The sequence below is a fragment of the Spirulina subsalsa PCC 9445 genome, from assembly GCF_000314005.1.
GTDB classification, from domain to species: Bacteria; Cyanobacteriota; Cyanobacteriia; order Cyanobacteriales; family Spirulinaceae; genus Spirulina_A; species Spirulina_A subsalsa.
In genome coordinates this window covers 4,101,296-4,119,479 of sequence record NZ_JH980292.1, presented here as the reverse complement: position 1 = coordinate 4,119,479, position 18,184 = coordinate 4,101,296, and the positions used below count along the sequence as shown (strand labels likewise).

The following is an 18,184-nucleotide window of genomic DNA, read 5'->3' as shown; positions in this document are numbered from 1 at the left end:
GGTCTTACCAAGTTTGGTTCAATATCTATGGAGCAAGATTGTTCGATTCAGATTGTCCATCCCCCCGGGACGCTACGCGAACGGATTCCCGTAGCGTCTCGTAGAGAACGTGCAGCGTTGCGCAGCAAAGGTAAGGCTTCTTGACCAACAGAATACGTTACATTAACGAGCCGTTGTTGCTACTTCTTTTTCTGCCCCTTTCCCTTGACTACTAATTTGGATCAACTCGATTTTATAACCGTTAGGATCTTCGACAAAAGCAATAACCGTTGAACCATGTTTCATCGGCCCTGGTTCCCGAACAACTTTCCCCCCCCGCGCTTTAATCGTTTCGCAGGTTTGGTAAATATCATCCACTCCCAAGGCAATGTGACCGAAACCGTTGCCTAAATCATAGTGATCGGTTCCCCAATTATAGGTTAACTCAATCACCGTGTTCTCGGACTCGTCCCCATAACCCACAAAAGCTAGGGTAAATTCTCCCCCCGGATAATCTTTTTGGCGTAGGAGTTTCATCCCCAAAATGTCACAGTAGAACTTGAGGGACTCCTCTAAGTTGCTAACTCGGATCATAGTGTGTAGCATTCGCATGATGATTTAACAAAAATGTTGCGGAATTCCCCTTCCTCGCTTGCAGGGAGGGGATGGATAGCAACCCAGCAATATACTGAGCGACAGCGAATCCATGCTAACATGAATATATCTTGACCACTAACTCCCAAAGCGAAAACCAAGCTAAAAAGGGCTGTGTTGCAAGAGAAAATTTGGGTCTTCGGAACTAGGACTTCTGCCTGGGGAGGGAAGATAAGACTGGCTATATTTCGGTATAGAAATCACTTCCCATTGAATCAGGAAGCTCCATCCTCCCGCCTCGGCAGGGTGGGGTAGTTCACCTCCCGATCAAAATATCTTTTTCCCATTATGCGGGATGGATTAACCCGATGTGGACTCAACAGGGGTTTCTGCTGATTTTTTGCCCAACACCTTGACTAATCCTGCGGTGGTGAGGTGCGACAATAACCCCATCGGACCCGCAAAGAGGCACAAAATCAGGGAATGGACAGTCCAGACTCCCGTTTTCTGTCCTTCCCAATAAATCCAGCGCCCGACAAAGAGATCAAACACCAGATAATGCACCCATCCCGTCGCCATCACTCGTTCATTGCCAAACAGTACGCTTAAATTGCTTAAGCTAGTGTCGGCAAAGGAGTTGAGGGAATCGGGATTTAAAGAAAGAACGAAAAAGTAGATATATAATCCGGCGAGGGGAACGAAGGGAACAACGGAACTCATAACGTTTTGGGTGATTTTCCAGTTAGGGAGGAGAATCATCAACGCCCAAAAGGGCAAAACAAAGAGATTGGCGAGATCGAACAGTTGGTTAAGCCACATAATTGTTCAAAAGGTAGATTCAGAAAGATGATGTCTTTCTGGTATTTTAGCGGTAGGCTCAAACCAATGTGAGGGTTATCTTGTGTCGTCTCTGCTGCCTTTCTTCCCATCTCCCCCCGGTGAATTCGCTACCATTGCCCTTGTTTCAAGCTATTTACTGGTGATTGTAGTGACGGCGGAGGGGTTAAACCGTCTCTCTCATACTACGGCGGAATTTACGCGGAAAATTGTCCATATTGGCTCCGGCAATGTGATCTTGTTCGCTTGGTGGCTTCAGGTTCCCCCGTGGATTGGTTTGGGGGCTTCCTTTGTGGCTTCTCTCATTGCTTTAGTGTCCTATTTTTTGCCGATTTTGCCCAGTTTAAATAGTGTGGGGCGACAAAGTTTAGGGACGTTTTTCTATGCCATTAGTATTGGCTTGTTGGTGGCGGTTTTTTTTCCTCAGTTGCCCTATTATGGGGTGATTGGGGTGCTGGTGATGGCTTGGGGGGATGGATTGGCGGCTTTAGTGGGGCAACGTTGGGGGAAACATAAGTACCGGGTTTGGGGGAATGGGAAGAGTTGGGAAGGCTCCCTGACGATGCTGGGGGTGAGTTTTGGGGTGACGTTGTGTATTTTGGTGTCGGTGTATGGGAATTGTGGGATATTGTGGGGTATTGCGGGATTGGTTGCGATCGCCGCGACGGTGTTAGAATCTTTCTCTAATTTTGGTTTAGATAATCTGACGGTGCCGCTGGGCAGTGCAGGTTTATGTTTTTATCTCATGTCTTGGTGGGGGATGAGTCTGTGAGGGGATGAATTTCAAATTGAGTTGAGGTCAGATCATGAAAGCTTTTGATGTAATGGCAACACTTAACGATCAAAAACAATTGCTATTAGATGATAGCTTAGAGATTGATACTCCCAGTTGAGTGAGAGTGATTCTTTTGGTACCAGAAGAAAACGAATCGGATCTAGATGATACTCCTGTAGCAAGAATTAAAGCTAGTTTAAAACGAGCTTTACAAGAAGTAAAAGAGGGTAAAACTAGACCGATTTCTGAGTTATGGGAGAGAATTAAGGACAGAGAATAATTTATTCTCTGTTAGGTTTGCTTATGAATTTGAAAACAAACTATATAAACAGTAATCGCTTGTAGAATTAAAAATCGAGAGGAATCACATATTAAATTTTTATGTGATATGTATCTAAAGGACATTGAACAGAAAAAAATACTTTATGAATATGAAAAAGAAAAAGCTAGATAAATATAGCTAGTCTGAATGAGACGCGAACTCTGGGCTATTGTCCTATTTGGATTGCAGACGAGCCTTTTTAGCACGACTCAGATGGGTTGGCTATATGCTTTTGTGTGAGGAAAATAATCCAACTGAAGAACTATTGAGAATCAATGGTTTTAAGGATTCTTTTGAAAAAGCCAAACAAAATGTTGCACAAGGAAAGATGATACCTGTTGAGCAACTCAAGCGACGTAAAGTTTACGAATAATTAATAAGGTTTTAGGTATAAATCATCAAAAAGGCTTGCTTTTTTCCGATTCCCCCTGTTCCCCATCCAGAGTAGAGTTATATTGCTACGCAACGCTTCGCGTTCGCGGAGCGTCACGAAGTGAACAGCAAGCCCTAGCTATATGAAATAGCGGTATACATCCCCCTGAACTCGTCTCGTGCTAGAAAATGGTGCGCCCTAATATTGCGGCACAGATGGATCAATTTCTTGACTCCAAGCCAAAATTCCGCCCTTAAGATTAGTTCCCTGAATGCCATGTTTTTGTAGAATGGCTAAGGCTTCAGCCGAGCGGTTTCCGGTGCGACAATATACGACTAAAGGACGACCATTTAATACTTTTTTTAATTTTTCTACCCCGAAACCCTGTTGAATTTCCGGTAAGGGAATGAGAACAGAATCCCGCAATTTAGCAAAATTATGTTCGTCTGGATTGCGCACATCGAGCAGAACAAACTTTTTAGACTGATGATCAACCAGTGGCTTTAACTCTTGTACGGTCATCTCGAATAACTCAGAACTGGGGGATTTTGTTTGGATTAAACTGGGGGGTAACTGGGCTAAAAGTTGGGCATGAGAAGGATTGCCAAGTAGGAACGATAAGGGATTCAGAGCATGATAGAAAAGTGACAGAGGGATGACCAAGATTAACCCTCCGAATAGGAACTTTATCCAAAGTTTAGATCCTAAATGTTTAGACACCATGCTGTTATCCCTCGAATCCTAACAACTCTCATTGTTCCCCATTTTAGACTGAAACAATCAGGGTCTGAAGGCTAAAGAGGTCAACCTAGGCTTGACGACGTAGCCACAGCTGGGCAAAATTGAGGGCTTCTTCTTTGGTGTGTACTTGTCCTTTAATGCGGGCGAGTTGAATTTGGGTTAGGAGTTCGCCAATTTGCGGGGAGGGGGAGAGACAAAGCTGTTCAATTAAATCATTGCCTGTAATGAGGGGGGTGGGATGGGCGACTAAACTGTTGGGATCAAGATAGGCGTTGATTAAGGGGGCGATAATGCCGACAAAGCGGGTTTCACGAATAATGTCTTGATGGGCGGCTAGGGCGATCGCTAAAATGGTCACAATGGGGAAGGTATCTCCTACCTCCTGAAAGAAAAAGTATTGCTCCTCTAGGCTCATGGGTTGTTTAATGAAATTGAGGAGATGGGGGAGATAACGCAGAGATAGGGAGGCGGCGCGAATTTCTGCCCGAGAGTATTTGAGTTTTTCTAGTTGACGGGTGGCGGTGTTGGGTTTTTGGGGCAGGAGACTAACCAGTTTCGCTAAACTTAAACCGGAGAGGGACTGATGATGAAAGGGTTGTTGGAGTTGCTGGTCTAAGTCTGTCCAAATTTTACCGACTAACCAAGCGGCTTGTTCAATGGGTTCTAAGGTTTGGAGATGTTTCGCTTTCAAGTCTGGGAAGATCATGGGCAAGATATGATCATCCCAAGCGGCTTGAAACCAGGTGTGACTGTGGGGACTATTCAGTAAGTAGTTCAGTTCTTGTTGAATCCGTTCGGCGGCTACTTGTTCTAAATGGGGGGCGAGTTTCCGAATGAGGGAACGGGTATGAGGTTTGATGGTAAAGTTCAACTGAGCGGCTTGACGATAAGCGCGTAACAGACGCAGGGGGTCGTTTTTGAGGTTATGTTTACTAATGGCCTGAATGACCCCTTCTTCGATGTCCTGCTGTCCTTTGAGGGGATCAATTAACTCTTGTGTTCGGGGATTATAGGCGATCGCATTCATCCGAAAATCCCGACGATTGAGATCGGTTTCCAAACTCTCCCCATCCTGTTGGGCAAAGTCTACTGTCCCTTGAGCAAAAACCAACCGGGTAATATTGCGCTCGGGATCTAAGATCACAAATCCCGCCCGACACTGTTGGGCAATACCCCGCGCAATTTCCACCGCCTTCTGAGGCACAATAAAATCCAAATCTAAATAGGGGGACTGACGACCTAACAAGGCATCCCGCACCGCCCCCCCAACTACATAGACTGGATCGGGTAATAAATCCAGACTGAAGGGCAATTTTTCACCCGTTAATGCTGCTAATGCTGATTGAACATTCATTCCCAACAGTTCCCGAAAGACCTCTAAAGTCAGCTTAACCCAAGTTAGCCAGACGGTTTTTTTTCTCGATAAGTTTCTGGGATGGGGTTAATGTTAAAAAGCCCGCACCGTACCTGTTAGGGTGGGTGTCGGGAGGGGGTAAGGAAAGGGAGGATGGGGGATGTCCTGATCACAGATCCTTAACAGCCCAAAGATTCTCGGGTGGCTACTCCCGTGATAGGATTCACCCCAGAGGCTCTGGTGCAGAGTTTACGGACTTGGGCTTTATCTAAAACCGCATAAGTAAAATCGGCCCCTTCAATGTCGGCCTCCTCGAATTTAGAACGGAGCATCATGGCTTCACTCAGTACGGCGTTTTTCAGGTTTGCGCCTCGGAAATTGCTCAAATAAGCAATACCATTAGAAAAATCCACCCCAGTTAGGTCGGCTTGGCTGAGGTCGCAATTGTTGAATGTGACTCCCTTGAGGTTGGCCTCTTTAAAATTTGCCCCTTCTAAATCTACGTTGGCAAATTCGGCTTTTTCTAAGTTTTGTCCCCCAAACTCCTTGGCCTGAATTTCCACATCATCAAAGGCGCGAATCAAGGAAGAACTTGCCGCCTGGGCTGGGGGTGCGATCGCCCCAATCAGGAGGCTAATCACGAAAAAGGCAACAACAAATGTCACTCTGAGCATGGGATAGTTTAATTTTCTTCATAAAAGTTTACAACTCTTCGATTGTATCAAACCCTGACCCGCTTAAGCTCTGGGATATTGCTTCATCAAGCGTTGTACCTCTCCGGCATGATAGGAACTCCGGGTTAAGGGGGAGGATACGACCTGTAAAAACCCGATGCTTTCGCCATAGTCGCGCCAAGCGTCGAATTGTTCGGGGGTGACAAACTCCTGCACGCCTAAATGTTTCTGAGTGGGTTGTAAATACTGACCAATGGTGAGGATATCACAGTCTACGGCTCGTAAATCGGCCATGACTTGCCGCACTTCCTCGTCAGTTTCTCCTAATCCCACCATGATTCCGGATTTGGTGTAGATTTGGGGGGCGAGTTGGCGGACGAGTTGTAAGAGTTGGCGCGATCGCTCATAATCCCCTTGAGGACGTACCCGACGATACAAGCGCGGCACTGTTTCCGTATTATGATTTAACACCTCCGGAGCGGCCTCTAAGACAATTTTTAACGCCTCCCAGTTACCGCAAAAATCCGGGATTAACACCTCAATGGTAGTCTGAGGGGACATCTTCCGCACAGCCTCAATACAGCGTTTAAACTGAGTTGCCCCCCCATCGGGTAAATCATCCCGATTTACAGAGGTAATCACCACATGATTTAAGCGCAAGCGACTGACGGCCTCGGCTAAATTGAGGGGTTCCAGGGGATCTAAGGCTTGGGGTTTCTTCTCAAAATCAATATCACAATAGGGACAAGCGCGAGTGCAGGCCGGCCCCATAATCAAAAAAGTAGCGGTTCCGGCGTTGAAACATTCCCCGATATTGGGACAAGAAGCCTCTTCACAGACCGTATTGAGTCCCAAATCCCGCAGAATCTCTTTAACACTCCCCACTCGTTGCCATTGGGGGGCTTTTACTCTTAACCACTCTGGTTTTACGACCACGTTCTGTTCTTCACCTGAAAAGACTAACCCCCCCATGTTATCAAGAAAGGTTAGAGTGTGGTACTATGGGAAATGCTTGGGATGGGCTGAGGCTCTCTTAAGCGATTATTTCGGGATGTAGCGCAGCTTGGTAGCGCACTTCGTTCGGGACGAAGGGGCCGCTGGTTCAAATCCAGTCATCCCGATTGAACTTAAAACCTTATATAGTCTAGGGTCTAGCAGGGTTACTCAGTCCTCATGGTGACGTTGAATGGGTGGGGTGGGTGAATGCCTCTTGACAATTACCCCTTTTTAAGCATATCTCTTAAAGTCTCTTCATCCAGTTGAGCAATGCCTAACGCTTGGGCTTTGGTTAACTTAGATCCCGCATCACTCCCGACTAAAACATAATCAGTTTTTTTACTCACTGAACTACTCACTTTTCCCCCGGCTTGTTTAATTAACGTTTCCGCTTCTTTGCGGGTGAGGGTGGGTAAGGTTCCGGTAATGACCACTGTTTTCCCCGCGAAAGGTTGGGGCATTTCTTCAGAAAGGGCAACCGTTGGAGTCCGATCCGCTAAATGTAACCCCATGGCTTGTAACTCTTGAATGAGTTGCAAATTAGCCTCATTTCTGAACCACTGCCAAACCGATTGGGCAATTTCTAAACCAATACTGTAGACAGCCGCTAAGTCTTCCACAGTGGCTTGACTGAGTTGTTCAATGGTGGGGAAACTTTGACTGAGGGTTTCTGCGTTGACTTTCCCTACATAACGAATGCCTAACCCATAGAGAACGCGAGAATAGGGCTGTTGTTTGGATTGGGCGATCGCCTTCACTAACTTTTCCGCCGATTTTTCCCCCATCCGTTCCAGTTGGGCGATCGCCTTTGGTTCCAAACTGTACAAATCCACCAAAGACCGCACTAGACCTGTTTCGACCAACTGTTCCACAATTTTCTCCCCTAACCCATTAATATCCAACGCATCCCGAGAGGCCCAATGGATTAAACTCCCCCGCAAAATGGCCGGACAGCAACTATTCACACAGCGCCTCACCGCTTCCCCCGTCGGACGGACTAAGGGCGAACCACATTCCGGGCAGTGGGTGGGCATTTCGTAGGGTTTTGTCCCCTCTGGCCGTAAATCCGTTAACACCCGCACCACTTCGGGGATAATTTCCCCTGCTTTGCGGATGATCACCCTATCCCCTACCCGCAAATCTAATTCCTGAATCCGATCCTCATTGTGCAGAGTAGCCCGTTGGACGGTAGTTCCCGCTACTTGGACGGGCTGCATCACGGCCATCGGGGTAACAGCGCCTGTGCGTCCCACATTGACGATCACATTTAGAACTTGTGTACTGACTTCCTCGGCTGGATATTTGAGGGCGATCGCCCAACGGGGGAACTTTTGGGTAAATCCCAGTCGTTGCTGTAAGGCCAAGTCATTTAACTTGACCACGACCCCATCGGTCATATAGGGTAAGGTTTTCCGTCCCGTCTCCCACTGGTCAAAATAGCCCAATACCGCCCCCAAATCCCCACAGTGTTGACGATTAGGATTGACCCGAAACCCCATCTGATGGAGGAATTCCAAGCATTCCCACTGGGTCGGAGGTTGTTGTTCCGGGTGGGAGGGGATATGGAGAGTATAGGCGAAAAAATCCAGACGACGCTGGGCAACAATGCGGGAGTCTAGTTGTCTTAACGTCCCCGCGGCCGCATTGCGGGGATTGGCAAACTGGGATTCTCCTGTGATTTCCCGTTGTTGATTGATGCGTTGAAACTCATCGAGGGGGAGAAACACCTCCCCGCGCACTTCTATTTGTGCCGGGGGTGGGTCTACATTGAGACGGAGGGGAATGCTGCGAATGGTGCGAATATTGGGGGTAATGTCTTCCCCAGTCATGCCATCTCCTCGGGTGACACCGCGCAGAAGTTGACCGTTTTCGTAGGTGAGGGCGATCGCAGATCCATCAATTTTGAGTTCACAAACATAGTCAAAGTCCGGCATTTCGTTCACTTGACGCTGCCATCGTTCCTCCCACTTGCGCAACTCCTGTTCATTAAAAGCATTTTCTAAACTATAAAGGGGAATATTATGCCCAACTGAGACAAATTGCGTCGCTGGTTTATCCCCCACCCGTTGGGTCGGACTATCGGGAGTAATCAGTTCAGGAAATTGGCTTTCTAAGTCTTGTAACTCCCGATATAACTGGTCATAAACAGCATCGGGCATAATGGGATCATCCAACACATAATAGGCATAACCCGCCTTTTGCAATTGAATCCGCAGTTGAATAATTCGGTGTTCTTGTTCAGGAGTTGGCATAATCCATCCTCAATTAATGCAACTTAACGGGGTTTAACCAGCGCAAAACTTCATCTTTCAAACGGTTTAAATCGCGATACACTTCCTGCTTAAACCATTGACCCACGGCATCCAACGGCGTGAAAAACGACCCCGCATTCCATTTCACGTCAGGCCCCAGAGGAATCGGGGTTAAATGATTCCCCGGTAAGATTTGCATAGACACCATCTGAGGGAATTTCGGCTCTAAAATGGGTAAAAGATCATAACTTTGATCCAAGTCATCTTGACGGAATTTAATGATTAAATTGCGGCGAACTTGATAATCGGTGTGAATTAAATCTAAAGTATCTTCAGGAGAAGGAGTAAACTCAAGATTAAAGGTCGGAGTCAGTTGAAATTGTTGGGCGAAGGGAATAGCCCGTTCTACCGGATAATTATTATAAGCCATCAAAATATTGCCCACTCTATCCACACTATATAAACTGCCAATGAGCAGATGGAGTTTACACCCCATACTGTGACCTAGGCCATAAATCGGCAGGTAGCGCTGACCGAGGGCATTTTTCGCTTGCAGACGGGACAGAATAGTTTCAAAACGATTGAGAACATCCCGGGCAATAGCGTTATGATCTAGAGTGTTGAGGAACGGTGTAGCAATGACTGCATACCCCGCTTGAGAGAGTGCTTCTAACAGCCAACGATAGGTAATATGGGGTGCGGTGCCAATAAATGCCCCTCCTAGAAAGTGAACGATACCCTTGGGATTAGGGGGCGTTAACACCCATCCACCAGAAATTTCTTGCCAGTCCATTGTTTTGTGGGAAAAAGAATGGTATCCGTGGGTTGGGTGCAGCAACAGTGAAACCCAACAACTCACCACTTTAGCAAAAATTATGGAATTTTGACATAAAGTCTTTGATCTAAACATTCAACAATAGCCAACGCCAACTCGTGCATCACTTCTATTGCAGCATCTTCATGTTTCTGATATTCATCAATATCTTTAATCTCTAATTTTTGACCGTGAGCAATTTTGTTTCTTCTCCCAACTAACGATTTAAGTTCAGTTTCATAGGTATCAATTAAGCTACAACTAATTCCCGTTTGAACTATATTCTCCTTAAAGATATTAGGATGCAGATTAGAGCGCGTTTCTAGCTTTACAGGAAATTCTATATATTCTTCTAGCAGTTGATTGAAATTACGGGTCACAAATTGCCAAATTTTTTCTGGTGATAAATCCTTTTTAAAATCTTTTAATTGTTTTTGTAGTGAAAATTGCGCAAGTTCATCTCGACAATCTTTCCTTTTGATTCTCATTTTTTGGAGTTCATCTAAATACAAATCTCAAGCAAATTTACAGAACCCTTCATAATGAGCATAAAGCATTGCCCAGAGTGCGCGCAGCATGACTTGATATCTGTCTGAACCTTTGCGTGCTGAGACAACTTGCGTTTTCAAAATACCTAACTCTGCAATTCTCCAGTCCAGATCCTCTTCTAACTGTTTGACAAAATTACTCATGAATCAGCTCCAAAAGTGCTGTTTCAATTACTTTAATTCTCCCTTTGAGCATTTCTGGTTTATTAGCTCCCGATCCTGTATATTGCTTAAATTCATCACTTTGAACAGTATTAATTATTTTGTGTTTGATAGCATCCATAGAAATTCGACTAATTTGTTCTAAAAGTCTAAAAGTACCTATTGTAATCGCCTCATAGTATGCGGGAGATAAATTTTTTACAGGTTTCTTCTTTCTATAGGAAGCAAAAGCAATTTCTCCTAAAGTATTTCCTAATATATCAAAAACTTTTTTAAACTCCCTCTCTTCTTTTTCATATTGGAAGTCAATTTTCCGGGTAATCACTTTTTCCATATATATATCAAGCCAATCCGGAACTTTACTTTTAAATGATTCAGGATCATTCTTTGCCGCAAAAAATCTTAAAACAAGCTCTTCATCGCCTTTTTTTTCTTTTTCTTGCTCAGGAAGAATTTTAGTACACAATACAAAACTGGGGTAGTCTGCCATCTTTTGGAGAAATTTATAAAATTTCTCACCTTCATCTCCCATTACTCTAGCCGAGCAATTACGGATTTCTTGTGGTGCTAAGATAGCTCCTCCAGTGTTCAAGCGCTTAAACATACTGTACCGCAAAAAGGACTGACTTTGCCTCTTAATAATTACAGTTCTAACCGAAGAGCGTTTAATTAACAACTTTAATTTTAAGGGTAAGTCTTCAAAAGTATTATCATTTAACTCTTCTATCAAGTCACACCCCTGTAACTTTAAAGGCTCTTTTCCTAGGCTTTTGGGATCAATAAACTGAATGACTGAGCTAATTCTTTGTAATCCATCAATAAGTTCTAAAACCGCATTCTCTTTTTCTATAACAAAAATTTGAGGAATAGGTAGTTCTAAGAGTATAGATTCAATCAGGCGTGATTTTTGAACATCAGTCCAACGAAAAAGACGCTGATAATCAGGTTGAATGATAATTTCTGGTTCGTCTGCCTTGTGCATATTAACAATTTCACCAAAGCTAAAATCTAACGATTCAGTACGAACTTCGCCAATTTTTTTGTCAATTATTTTATTCAAATCATCCATTTACTTTTATCTCTTTCTTACTCACTAAATTTAGTACTATTCATATTTTAATAGTCTTGTCACTTCCAATGCTTTAGGCAATTGCAGGTCATTTCCGAGATTAGTAAACTCGTTTCTAAGCTCCTCTTGAGTAAGTAACTGATGGATCTGCTCACCATATTCCTCCTAAACTGCTTCAGGATCTAGATCCACGTTCGTTGTGTTGAACCAAGCAAACAAGTTTTCAAGGAGAAGGTAAAGGTTTTGGTATGGCATGGATTCACTAAGCCATGAAGTACACTTTAGCCATTCTATCCCAACTCCACCTCATTTAAAACGGATTTAATTTTTTCTACAAGTTCTGCAACATTTTCTTTACGAAAAAATTCCGTAAGGCGGCGACTTTTCGGTTTATCGGGTAAAACGACCAAATTGGAAAACTCTTTGGCAGTCTTTTCTATGACTATTCTGTAGGCTTTGCTAGTAGCATAAGCAATACACACATGGTAATGTGTCTTGTAACATTCTAGATAAGTCGTTAAACGCTTTGCTACTAAATCAATCTGTACCTCATCCAGGGGATCTAATTGGAAATCATATTCCACAATCTGTGTTTCTTGTTCATATTCTTCTGGCACTGGTCCATATAATCCTGAAAGAGTGACTTTATGAATAAGTTTTTGTCGATCACTAAGATTTTTTTCCAGACGTTCTTTAATGAAGCGGTGGGAACGAGATTGAGAGTAAGGTTTACCACCAGAACAAGGAATAATCAGTAAAATGCGCTTTTTGTCTGAAGGCTGAAAGGATTTTTGGGAAATATTAAAATCTTCTGGCTTATATTTCAAAGAAACGATCTGTTGATTATCCACAACTTCTAGGTTGCGAGGACAGGTTACAACAACACGAGATAATCTAGTTTGTAAAGATTGATCTTCATAAGCAAGAGCATTCACGGCAGAACGTAAATGAGGGATTTGAGATGTATACTCTATAATATACTCTTGCAACTCATTTGCCCTAATCGCTGCTTTGGTAGTTTGCACTAGATTGAAATCCATTTCAAGGTTATGTAAAGCTAGATCAGCATAATATTTACTCTTATAGTAACCATGATGGACAGGGCGACCTTTAACATCAGAAATAAAAGCTTCTTGGATATGTTTTAAATTTGCTTTTTGGCAGATTTGACAGTTACAAATTATATTATCCATTTCTAGAATAGGATGAGGAATTCTATTGTGTGGATCAAGATAACTTAGACTCCTCGCTTCCTGTACATAAGAACTAGAGTCAAATGTATCCACTCCTAAATAAGATAATAAAGGAATTAATGTTCCTGTAATTCCAAAAATATGAATGGGTGTTATATTTTTTTTGTCTTCAGGAATACTATTCTTAACCCCTCTTAAAAGATCCACAATGACTTCATATTTCTTTGCTCCTCTTAGTGGAACAAGAGAACCTATTGCCAAACCAATAGGATGATTGATTTTTTTGAAAACTTGTCTAACATAATATTCAATCTGTTGACGACTTTGACCATGAACTGCTACATAAAAAAAAGGATTCCATTTAGTAGATTTTTGAAGCAGTAAAGCTGCTTCAATAGCATTAAATAAACTTTTATTAATACGCTCTTTGGCTTCAGATTCAATGAGCTTTGGATGAATCGGATAATCTAAACTAGCAATGATATTACCACCGAAATCTTTTTGTAAGTTTAAGATAGATTGAAATCCTTGATGTTCATCTAAACATAATCCATAAGGTGATAAATCTATGTTTTTTTTAGACAATAATTGAAAACCGCCTGAGTCTAGGAAAATAGGAGCATTATATTGAACGCCAGAATCTTCTAGATAACGTCTTTTTATGCCAAGTTTACGCCATGTCTCAACTCCCTTATATTTTTTGGCAATGAAATTCAGAAAATGAAGTACCTGGGACATAACAGGGATATTCCGGGTTAATAGTCCGTTGTCATTATTAGCATGAAGAATATATTTCCAAATCCCTCCACCACTAGCTTTAGTGCTAGTCACTAGACATACAACAGGGAATAAAAAAGGTGTTTGAATAGTGTAGTCTTGAATTTTGAGTGAACCCAATCGACCATATTCAAAATCTTGAGAGTTAAACATAGTTCGGAATGATTGAGATAGTGTTGAGGTTTCCTGTGTTAATAATAGCGTGCCTTTCAAGGGAAACTGAAACCCCCGGAATAAGCTAACGATCACAACAATCCCCTACCTCTTAATAAGGTAAGGGAGTTTTAAACTGTGGGGGGTAATCCTTTTAATAGATTAAATGCCCAAACGTTGATAAATCTGGTCTAGATTTTTTAGGTGTTCTTGGGGATCAAAACACTTGTTAATTTCATCAGAGGATAGGTAAGTGTTGATTGTCGGTGCTTGGCGTACCAAGGCTTGGAAATCGCCATCAGGCTGATTCCAAGCGGTATGAGCGCAGGATTGGACGGCACGATACGCTTCCTCGCGACTCATGCCTTTTTCGACTAAAGCGAGTAGGACTCGTTGACTGAAAATTACGCCACCGTAGATGTTCATATTGCGCTCCATGTTATTGGGATACACTTGTAGGTTCTTCACCAAGTCGGTTATTTCGTGCAACATGAAATGAATCAGGGTGCAACTATCGGGCATGATCATCCGTTCTACGGAACTATGGGAAATGTCCCGTTCATGCCAGAGTGCGACGTTTTCTAGGGCAGCTACGGCATTCCCGCGTATAATCCGCGCCAGTCCGGTTAATCGTTCTGAACGGATGGGATTGCGCTTGTGAGGCATGGCGGATGAGCCTTTTTGTCCTTTGGCGAAGAATTCTTCTACTTCTAAAACATCGGTCCGTTGTTGGTTGCGGATTTCAACGGCAAAGCGTTCGATGGAAGCAGCAACGAGGGCGAGGTGTTGAATAAAGTTGGCGTGGCGATCGCGAGAAATAACTTGAGTGGAGGCGGTATCGGGTTCGAGTCCTAGTTTTTGGCAGGCGATCGCTTCTACCCGAGGATCAACATTGGCATAAGTCCCCACTGCCCCGGATACTTTGCCAACGGCTATATCTTGGCGCAAGTGAACGAGGCGATCGCGATTCCGCAACATTTCCGCTAACCACCCTGCTAATTTAAAACCATAGGTGATGGGTTCGGCATGGATACCATGAGAACGCCCCACCATCACGGTATAACGATGTTGTTGGGCTTGGTAACGGATGGCTTGAATACAATCTTCGAGGGACTCTAAAATCAGATTCAAACTGGCCACCATCTGTAAGGCTAGACCCGTATCTAAAACATCGGAACTGGTTAAGCCTAAGTGAATATAGCGCCCTGCATCCCCCACATATTCGTTAACGTTGGTTAAAAAGGCGATGACATCATGACGGACTTCGGCCTCAATTTCGAGGATGCGTTGCGGTTCGAAATTGGCTTTCTCTTTAATTTCTGCGATCGCTTCTGAAGGAACTTGACCTAACTCTGCTTGGGCTTCACAGACAGCTATCTCTACCTGTAGCCATGTTTTATATTTATAGGTATCTGTCCACAATTCACCCATTTCGGGCAGAGTATAGCGTTCGATCACAGTGGGTCTTCTTGGAATACAACGCTCATATTCTACTACTCAAGGGTATCTTCTCCCCATTTTGCATTAAGACTTAATAATTTCGTTCACTGTGAACAGCAAGATTTTGAGAACTGATAATTAAGGCTTGCTGAATAACTTTGCTCCGGGTGGAGAACAGGGGAATCACTTGATCTCAGTGAGAGAACGAGCAGAACGTTTCCGACGTTTACTCACGGAAAATGGGATTAACCCCGATGAAATTTAAGTTCTAAAACGATAGGATGAGTCAAAATGTCCTGATGGCTGTGCTATGGTTAATCTCACCCCAAGGCAGAAAACCCTGCCTACAATGTACGATCTACCCAGTGAAGAAGTAGGAGAACCGGGTTTGCCCGACCAATTCCACCCCCTACAAGCCGAATTACTGCGTCTGACATTTCAACCGGGCAATTACGACCCAGAACAGGTTTTTTCGGCAATGGATCTCAATGTTTATTACGATGAGAACCACACCAGACGATATAAACGCCCCGACTGGTTTGGGGTGGTGGGAGTGCCTCGCTTATACGAAAATCGAGACTTGCGCTTAAGTTATGTGGTGTGGCAAGAAGGAGTTAGTCCTTCTCTGGTAGTGGAATTATTATCCCCAAGTACCCAAGATCAGGATTTAGGACAAGTGGAAGGGGGGGCGGATGGAACACCGACCAAATGGGAGGTGTATGAGCAGATTCTGAGTGTCCCCTACTATGTAGTATATGACCGGACGATGGGGGGGTTTCGAGGGTTTGAATTAGAAAGGGGAGCAACAGCCGAATCCCCTCGCTATGTGGAAGTAGAACTAAGGGAGAATCGCTGGTGGTTGGAGGGATTGGAATTAGGAGTGGGTTTGTGGCAAGGGACTTATGAGAATGTGAATCGTTTATGGTTACGTTTCTATGGGAGTTCGGGGGATTGGATTCCTACGCCGACGGAACAGGAAAGACGGGCTAGAGAGTCCGCCGAACAACGGGAAGCACGGGAACGGCAAGCTAGAGAGTCCGCCGAACAACGGGAAGCACGGGAACGACGGGCTAGAGAGTCCGCCGAACAACGGGAAGCACGGGAACGACGGGCTAGAGAAGCAGCAGAAGAACAAGCGGAACGTTTCCGACGCTTACTCATGGAAAACGGGATTAATCCCGATGAAATTTAAGTTTTAAAACGATTGCCCCCCTGCTCCCTAACCCAGTTATTCAGCCAGCCCTAATTAACGCCCAACTTACGGCAATAACTCAAAAAGGTATTCTGTAACAACATTGTCACCGTCATTGGTCCGACGCCTCCCGGCACAGGGGTAATGGCTCCGGCCACATTGACCACATTGGCAAAGTCCACATCACCCACTAAACGCTTTTTCCCCGTCTCCTCATTCAGCACGGAGTTAATCCCCACATCAATTACCACAGCGCCGGGTTTTACCATCTCGGCGGTGATTAAATTGGGTTTACCGACAGCCGCCACTAAAACATCGGCTTCGCGTGTAACAGAGGCTAAATCGGGGGTGCGGGAGTGCGCCATTGTAACGGTGGCGTGTTCCGCCAACAGCATTAAGGCTAAGGGTTTGCCCACCAAAATACTCCGACCCACCACAACGGCTTTTTTCCCGGCTACACTTAAATCATAGGCTTTCAGGATTTCCATCACGCCCGCCGGGGTGCAACTGCGTAGTCCGTCTTCTCCGCGCAGGAGTCGCCCTAGGTTGAGGGGATGGAGGCCATCTGCATCTTTGTCGGGGTGGATTTGGTGCAACAGGGTCACATCGTCGAGATGTTTCGGCAGGGGAAGCTGAACCAGGATGCCGTCTACCCGTTCATCTTGGTTCAATTGTGCGATCGCCTCGCTGAGGGTTTCCTGAGTCGTATCGCTGGGGAAATGCTTACCAAAGGAGGCCATGCCGATTTTCTCACAAGCCCGCTCTTTATTACGAACGTAAGCGGCGCTGGCGGGATTATCCCCCACCATCAACACCGCTAAACCCGGAGGTCTACCCTGTTTGTCTACCCAGTCCGGGATTTTCGCTTTCAGATCCTCCTGAATTTTTTGGGCTAGGGTTTTACCATCTAAAAGTTGAGCCATCGGACTTAAATCATGAGATTGTAGACTTTGGATTGTACGGGAAATTTATGTCAATACGTCAACTCTTACTATTCCCTTTAGTATTAGGCAGTGCGATCGCCTGTAACCCCCTCTCAGGAGATTTTACCCCCCTAACAGAAGTCCCCAATCAATCTCCCGGAACTTCAGTCACCGTCAGGGGAAACGTAGAACAAAAAGCCCCTTTTTTAACCGGAGGAGCTTATCAACTCCAAGATGAAAGCGGCAGCATTTGGGTCTTTACCGAACAGGCTTTACCTGAATCGGGTCGCCCCCTTTCTGTCACCGGGAAAGTGATCTATGAACCCCTAGAATTAGACGGTTTAGATCTCGGAGAAGTGTATCTTCAGGAACTAGAACGCCCATGAATTCGTCTTTGATCCCCGTTGCCGTTGCCTTGCTCTACCAACCCGGGCGTTTCTTGATGCAGCTACGGGATGACCTCCCCACCATTCTTTACCCCGGATATTGGGCGTTTTTTGGCGGCCATCTTGAACCAGGAGAAACACCAGCCGAAGGATTAAAACGGGAGTTATGGGAAGAAATTCGTTATACTTTAACCCATGACCCCTACAAATTCGGTTGTTATTCTGATCAACGGGTCATTCGTCATGTTTTTGCCCTTCCCCTTACTGTTTCCCTAACCGATTTGCAATTGTGTGAAGGGCAAGACTGGGGGCTATTGAGTTTAGCAGATATTGAACGAGGAGCGTGTTTTTCCTCAAAAGCTAATTCAGTACGACCCATTAGCCCTCTTCACCGTCAAATTTTGTTAGATTTTATAGGAGAGAGTTCTGAGGATTGGTCAAAATATTCCCCAAATCCCTAAAAAGTTCTAAAGTGTGTTGCATTATGCTCCACGCACCCAAACTTTCAGGGAAAATTTATCCGGTGGCATCGGCTCAAGTCATTTTGACACAGTTAGCTTGCTCTCGCCTACGGAAGAATAACGCCCAGCAACCAACCCCGTGATCAACCTGTCTTGTAATAAACCTTTG

Annotated in this window: 17 protein-coding genes, 1 tRNA gene and 1 pseudogene; 6 read left to right on the top strand and 13 right to left on the bottom strand. The window is 44.6% G+C overall.

Annotated elements, in window-relative coordinates; translation table 11 throughout:
• Positions 1-162: 162 nt before the first annotated feature.
• Both gloA and SPI9445_RS0118770 read right to left on the bottom strand, forming a co-directional pair.
• Complete coding sequence (gloA, locus tag SPI9445_RS0118775) at positions 163-591, bottom strand: lactoylglutathione lyase (protein ID WP_026079930.1); 429 nt, start codon at positions 589-591, stop codon at positions 163-165.
• A gap of 342 nt (positions 592-933) precedes the next feature.
• The gene (locus tag SPI9445_RS0118770) at positions 934-1,392 is read right to left on the bottom strand and encodes an ABA4-like family protein (RefSeq protein WP_017306317.1); all 459 of its coding nucleotides are present in this window, start codon (positions 1,390-1,392) and stop codon (positions 934-936) included.
• A gap of 82 nt (positions 1,393-1,474) precedes the next feature.
• Between SPI9445_RS0118770 and SPI9445_RS0118765 the strand changes: the two genes are divergently transcribed.
• Both SPI9445_RS0118765 and SPI9445_RS31200 read left to right on the top strand, forming a co-directional pair.
• Positions 1,475-2,182 carry a diacylglycerol/polyprenol kinase family protein gene (locus SPI9445_RS0118765; RefSeq protein ID WP_017306316.1) on the top strand — a complete coding sequence of 236 codons (708 nt, stop codon included), beginning with the start codon at positions 1,475-1,477 and terminating at the stop codon, positions 2,180-2,182.
• Between the two features lie 121 nt (positions 2,183-2,303).
• Positions 2,304-2,465: a type II toxin-antitoxin system RelN family antitoxin gene (locus SPI9445_RS31200; protein ID WP_475297052.1), complete on the top strand. Its 162-nt coding sequence runs from the start codon at positions 2,304-2,306 to the stop codon at positions 2,463-2,465.
• Positions 2,466-3,078: 613 nt separating this feature from the next.
• Here the strand turns inward: SPI9445_RS31200 and SPI9445_RS26165 are convergent.
• The 4 genes from SPI9445_RS26165 to lipA form a co-directional block, all read right to left on the bottom strand.
• A complete protein-coding gene (locus SPI9445_RS26165; protein WP_202803727.1) occupies positions 3,079-3,543 on the bottom strand; it encodes a rhodanese-like domain-containing protein in 465 nt (154 codons plus the stop codon).
• 145 nt (positions 3,544-3,688) lie between these two features.
• Positions 3,689-4,975 carry a tRNA nucleotidyltransferase/poly(A) polymerase-related protein gene (locus tag SPI9445_RS0118745; RefSeq protein ID WP_017306313.1) on the bottom strand — a complete coding sequence of 429 codons (1,287 nt, stop codon included), beginning with the start codon at positions 4,973-4,975 and terminating at the stop codon, positions 3,689-3,691.
• A gap of 179 nt (positions 4,976-5,154) precedes the next feature.
• The gene (locus SPI9445_RS0118740; protein ID WP_017306312.1) at positions 5,155-5,649 is read right to left on the bottom strand and encodes a pentapeptide repeat-containing protein; all 495 of its coding nucleotides are present in this window, start codon (positions 5,647-5,649) and stop codon (positions 5,155-5,157) included.
• 63 nt (positions 5,650-5,712) lie between these two features.
• Positions 5,713-6,585 (bottom strand): lipoyl synthase, encoded by an 873-nt coding sequence (gene lipA / locus SPI9445_RS0118735; protein WP_026079928.1) that lies wholly within the window; start codon positions 6,583-6,585, stop codon positions 5,713-5,715.
• Between the two features lie 111 nt (positions 6,586-6,696).
• Here lipA and SPI9445_RS0118730 point away from each other — a divergent pair.
• A tRNA-Pro gene (locus SPI9445_RS0118730) sits at positions 6,697-6,770 on the top strand.
• A gap of 96 nt (positions 6,771-6,866) precedes the next feature.
• Here the strand turns inward: SPI9445_RS0118730 and ligA are convergent.
• The 6 genes and pseudogenes from ligA to purB all read right to left on the bottom strand — a co-directional run bounded on the left by ligA (position 6,867) and on the right by purB (position 15,071).
• Positions 6,867-8,897 carry an NAD-dependent DNA ligase LigA gene (gene ligA / locus SPI9445_RS26160; RefSeq protein WP_017306310.1) on the bottom strand — a complete coding sequence of 677 codons (2,031 nt, stop codon included), beginning with the start codon at positions 8,895-8,897 and terminating at the stop codon, positions 6,867-6,869.
• Between the two features lie 13 nt (positions 8,898-8,910).
• Positions 8,911-9,690, bottom strand: a complete 780-nt coding sequence (locus SPI9445_RS0118715; RefSeq protein WP_017306309.1) for a DUF1350 family protein — start codon at positions 9,688-9,690, stop codon at positions 8,911-8,913.
• 80 nt (positions 9,691-9,770) lie between these two features.
• A pseudogene (locus SPI9445_RS27095) lies at positions 9,771-10,403 on the bottom strand (MAE_28990/MAE_18760 family HEPN-like nuclease).
• Complete coding sequence (locus SPI9445_RS0118705) at positions 10,396-11,490, bottom strand: DUF262 domain-containing protein (RefSeq protein WP_017306306.1); 1,095 nt, start codon at positions 11,488-11,490, stop codon at positions 10,396-10,398. Before SPI9445_RS0118705 ends, SPI9445_RS27095 begins: the two are co-directional and overlap by 8 nt.
• 290 nt (positions 11,491-11,780) lie before the next feature.
• Positions 11,781-13,613: a tRNA-guanine transglycosylase gene (locus SPI9445_RS0118700; protein ID WP_017306305.1), complete on the bottom strand. Its 1,833-nt coding sequence runs from the start codon at positions 13,611-13,613 to the stop codon at positions 11,781-11,783.
• Between the two features lie 162 nt (positions 13,614-13,775).
• Complete coding sequence (gene purB / locus SPI9445_RS0118695; protein ID WP_017306304.1) at positions 13,776-15,071, bottom strand: adenylosuccinate lyase; 1,296 nt, start codon at positions 15,069-15,071, stop codon at positions 13,776-13,778.
• A gap of 331 nt (positions 15,072-15,402) precedes the next feature.
• Here purB and SPI9445_RS0118685 point away from each other — a divergent pair, with 331 nt between their 5' ends.
• Entirely contained in the window at positions 15,403-16,245 is an 843-nt protein-coding gene (locus SPI9445_RS0118685; protein WP_017306302.1) for a Uma2 family endonuclease, read from the top strand.
• A gap of 50 nt (positions 16,246-16,295) precedes the next feature.
• Here the strand turns inward: SPI9445_RS0118685 and folD are convergent, their stop codons facing one another.
• Entirely contained in the window at positions 16,296-17,168 is an 873-nt protein-coding gene (gene folD / locus SPI9445_RS0118680) for a bifunctional methylenetetrahydrofolate dehydrogenase/methenyltetrahydrofolate cyclohydrolase FolD (RefSeq protein ID WP_017306301.1), read from the bottom strand.
• Positions 17,169-17,215: 47 nt separating this feature from the next.
• Between folD and SPI9445_RS27795 the strand changes: the two genes are divergently transcribed.
• Both SPI9445_RS27795 and SPI9445_RS0118670 read left to right on the top strand, forming a co-directional pair.
• Positions 17,216-17,554, top strand: coding sequence for a hypothetical protein (locus SPI9445_RS27795; RefSeq protein ID WP_017306300.1), 339 nt, complete (start codon positions 17,216-17,218; stop codon positions 17,552-17,554).
• A complete protein-coding gene (locus SPI9445_RS0118670; protein WP_017306299.1) occupies positions 17,551-18,015 on the top strand; it encodes an NUDIX hydrolase in 465 nt (154 codons plus the stop codon). Before SPI9445_RS27795 ends, SPI9445_RS0118670 begins: the two co-directional genes overlap by 4 nt.
• Positions 18,016-18,184 lie beyond the last annotated feature (169 nt).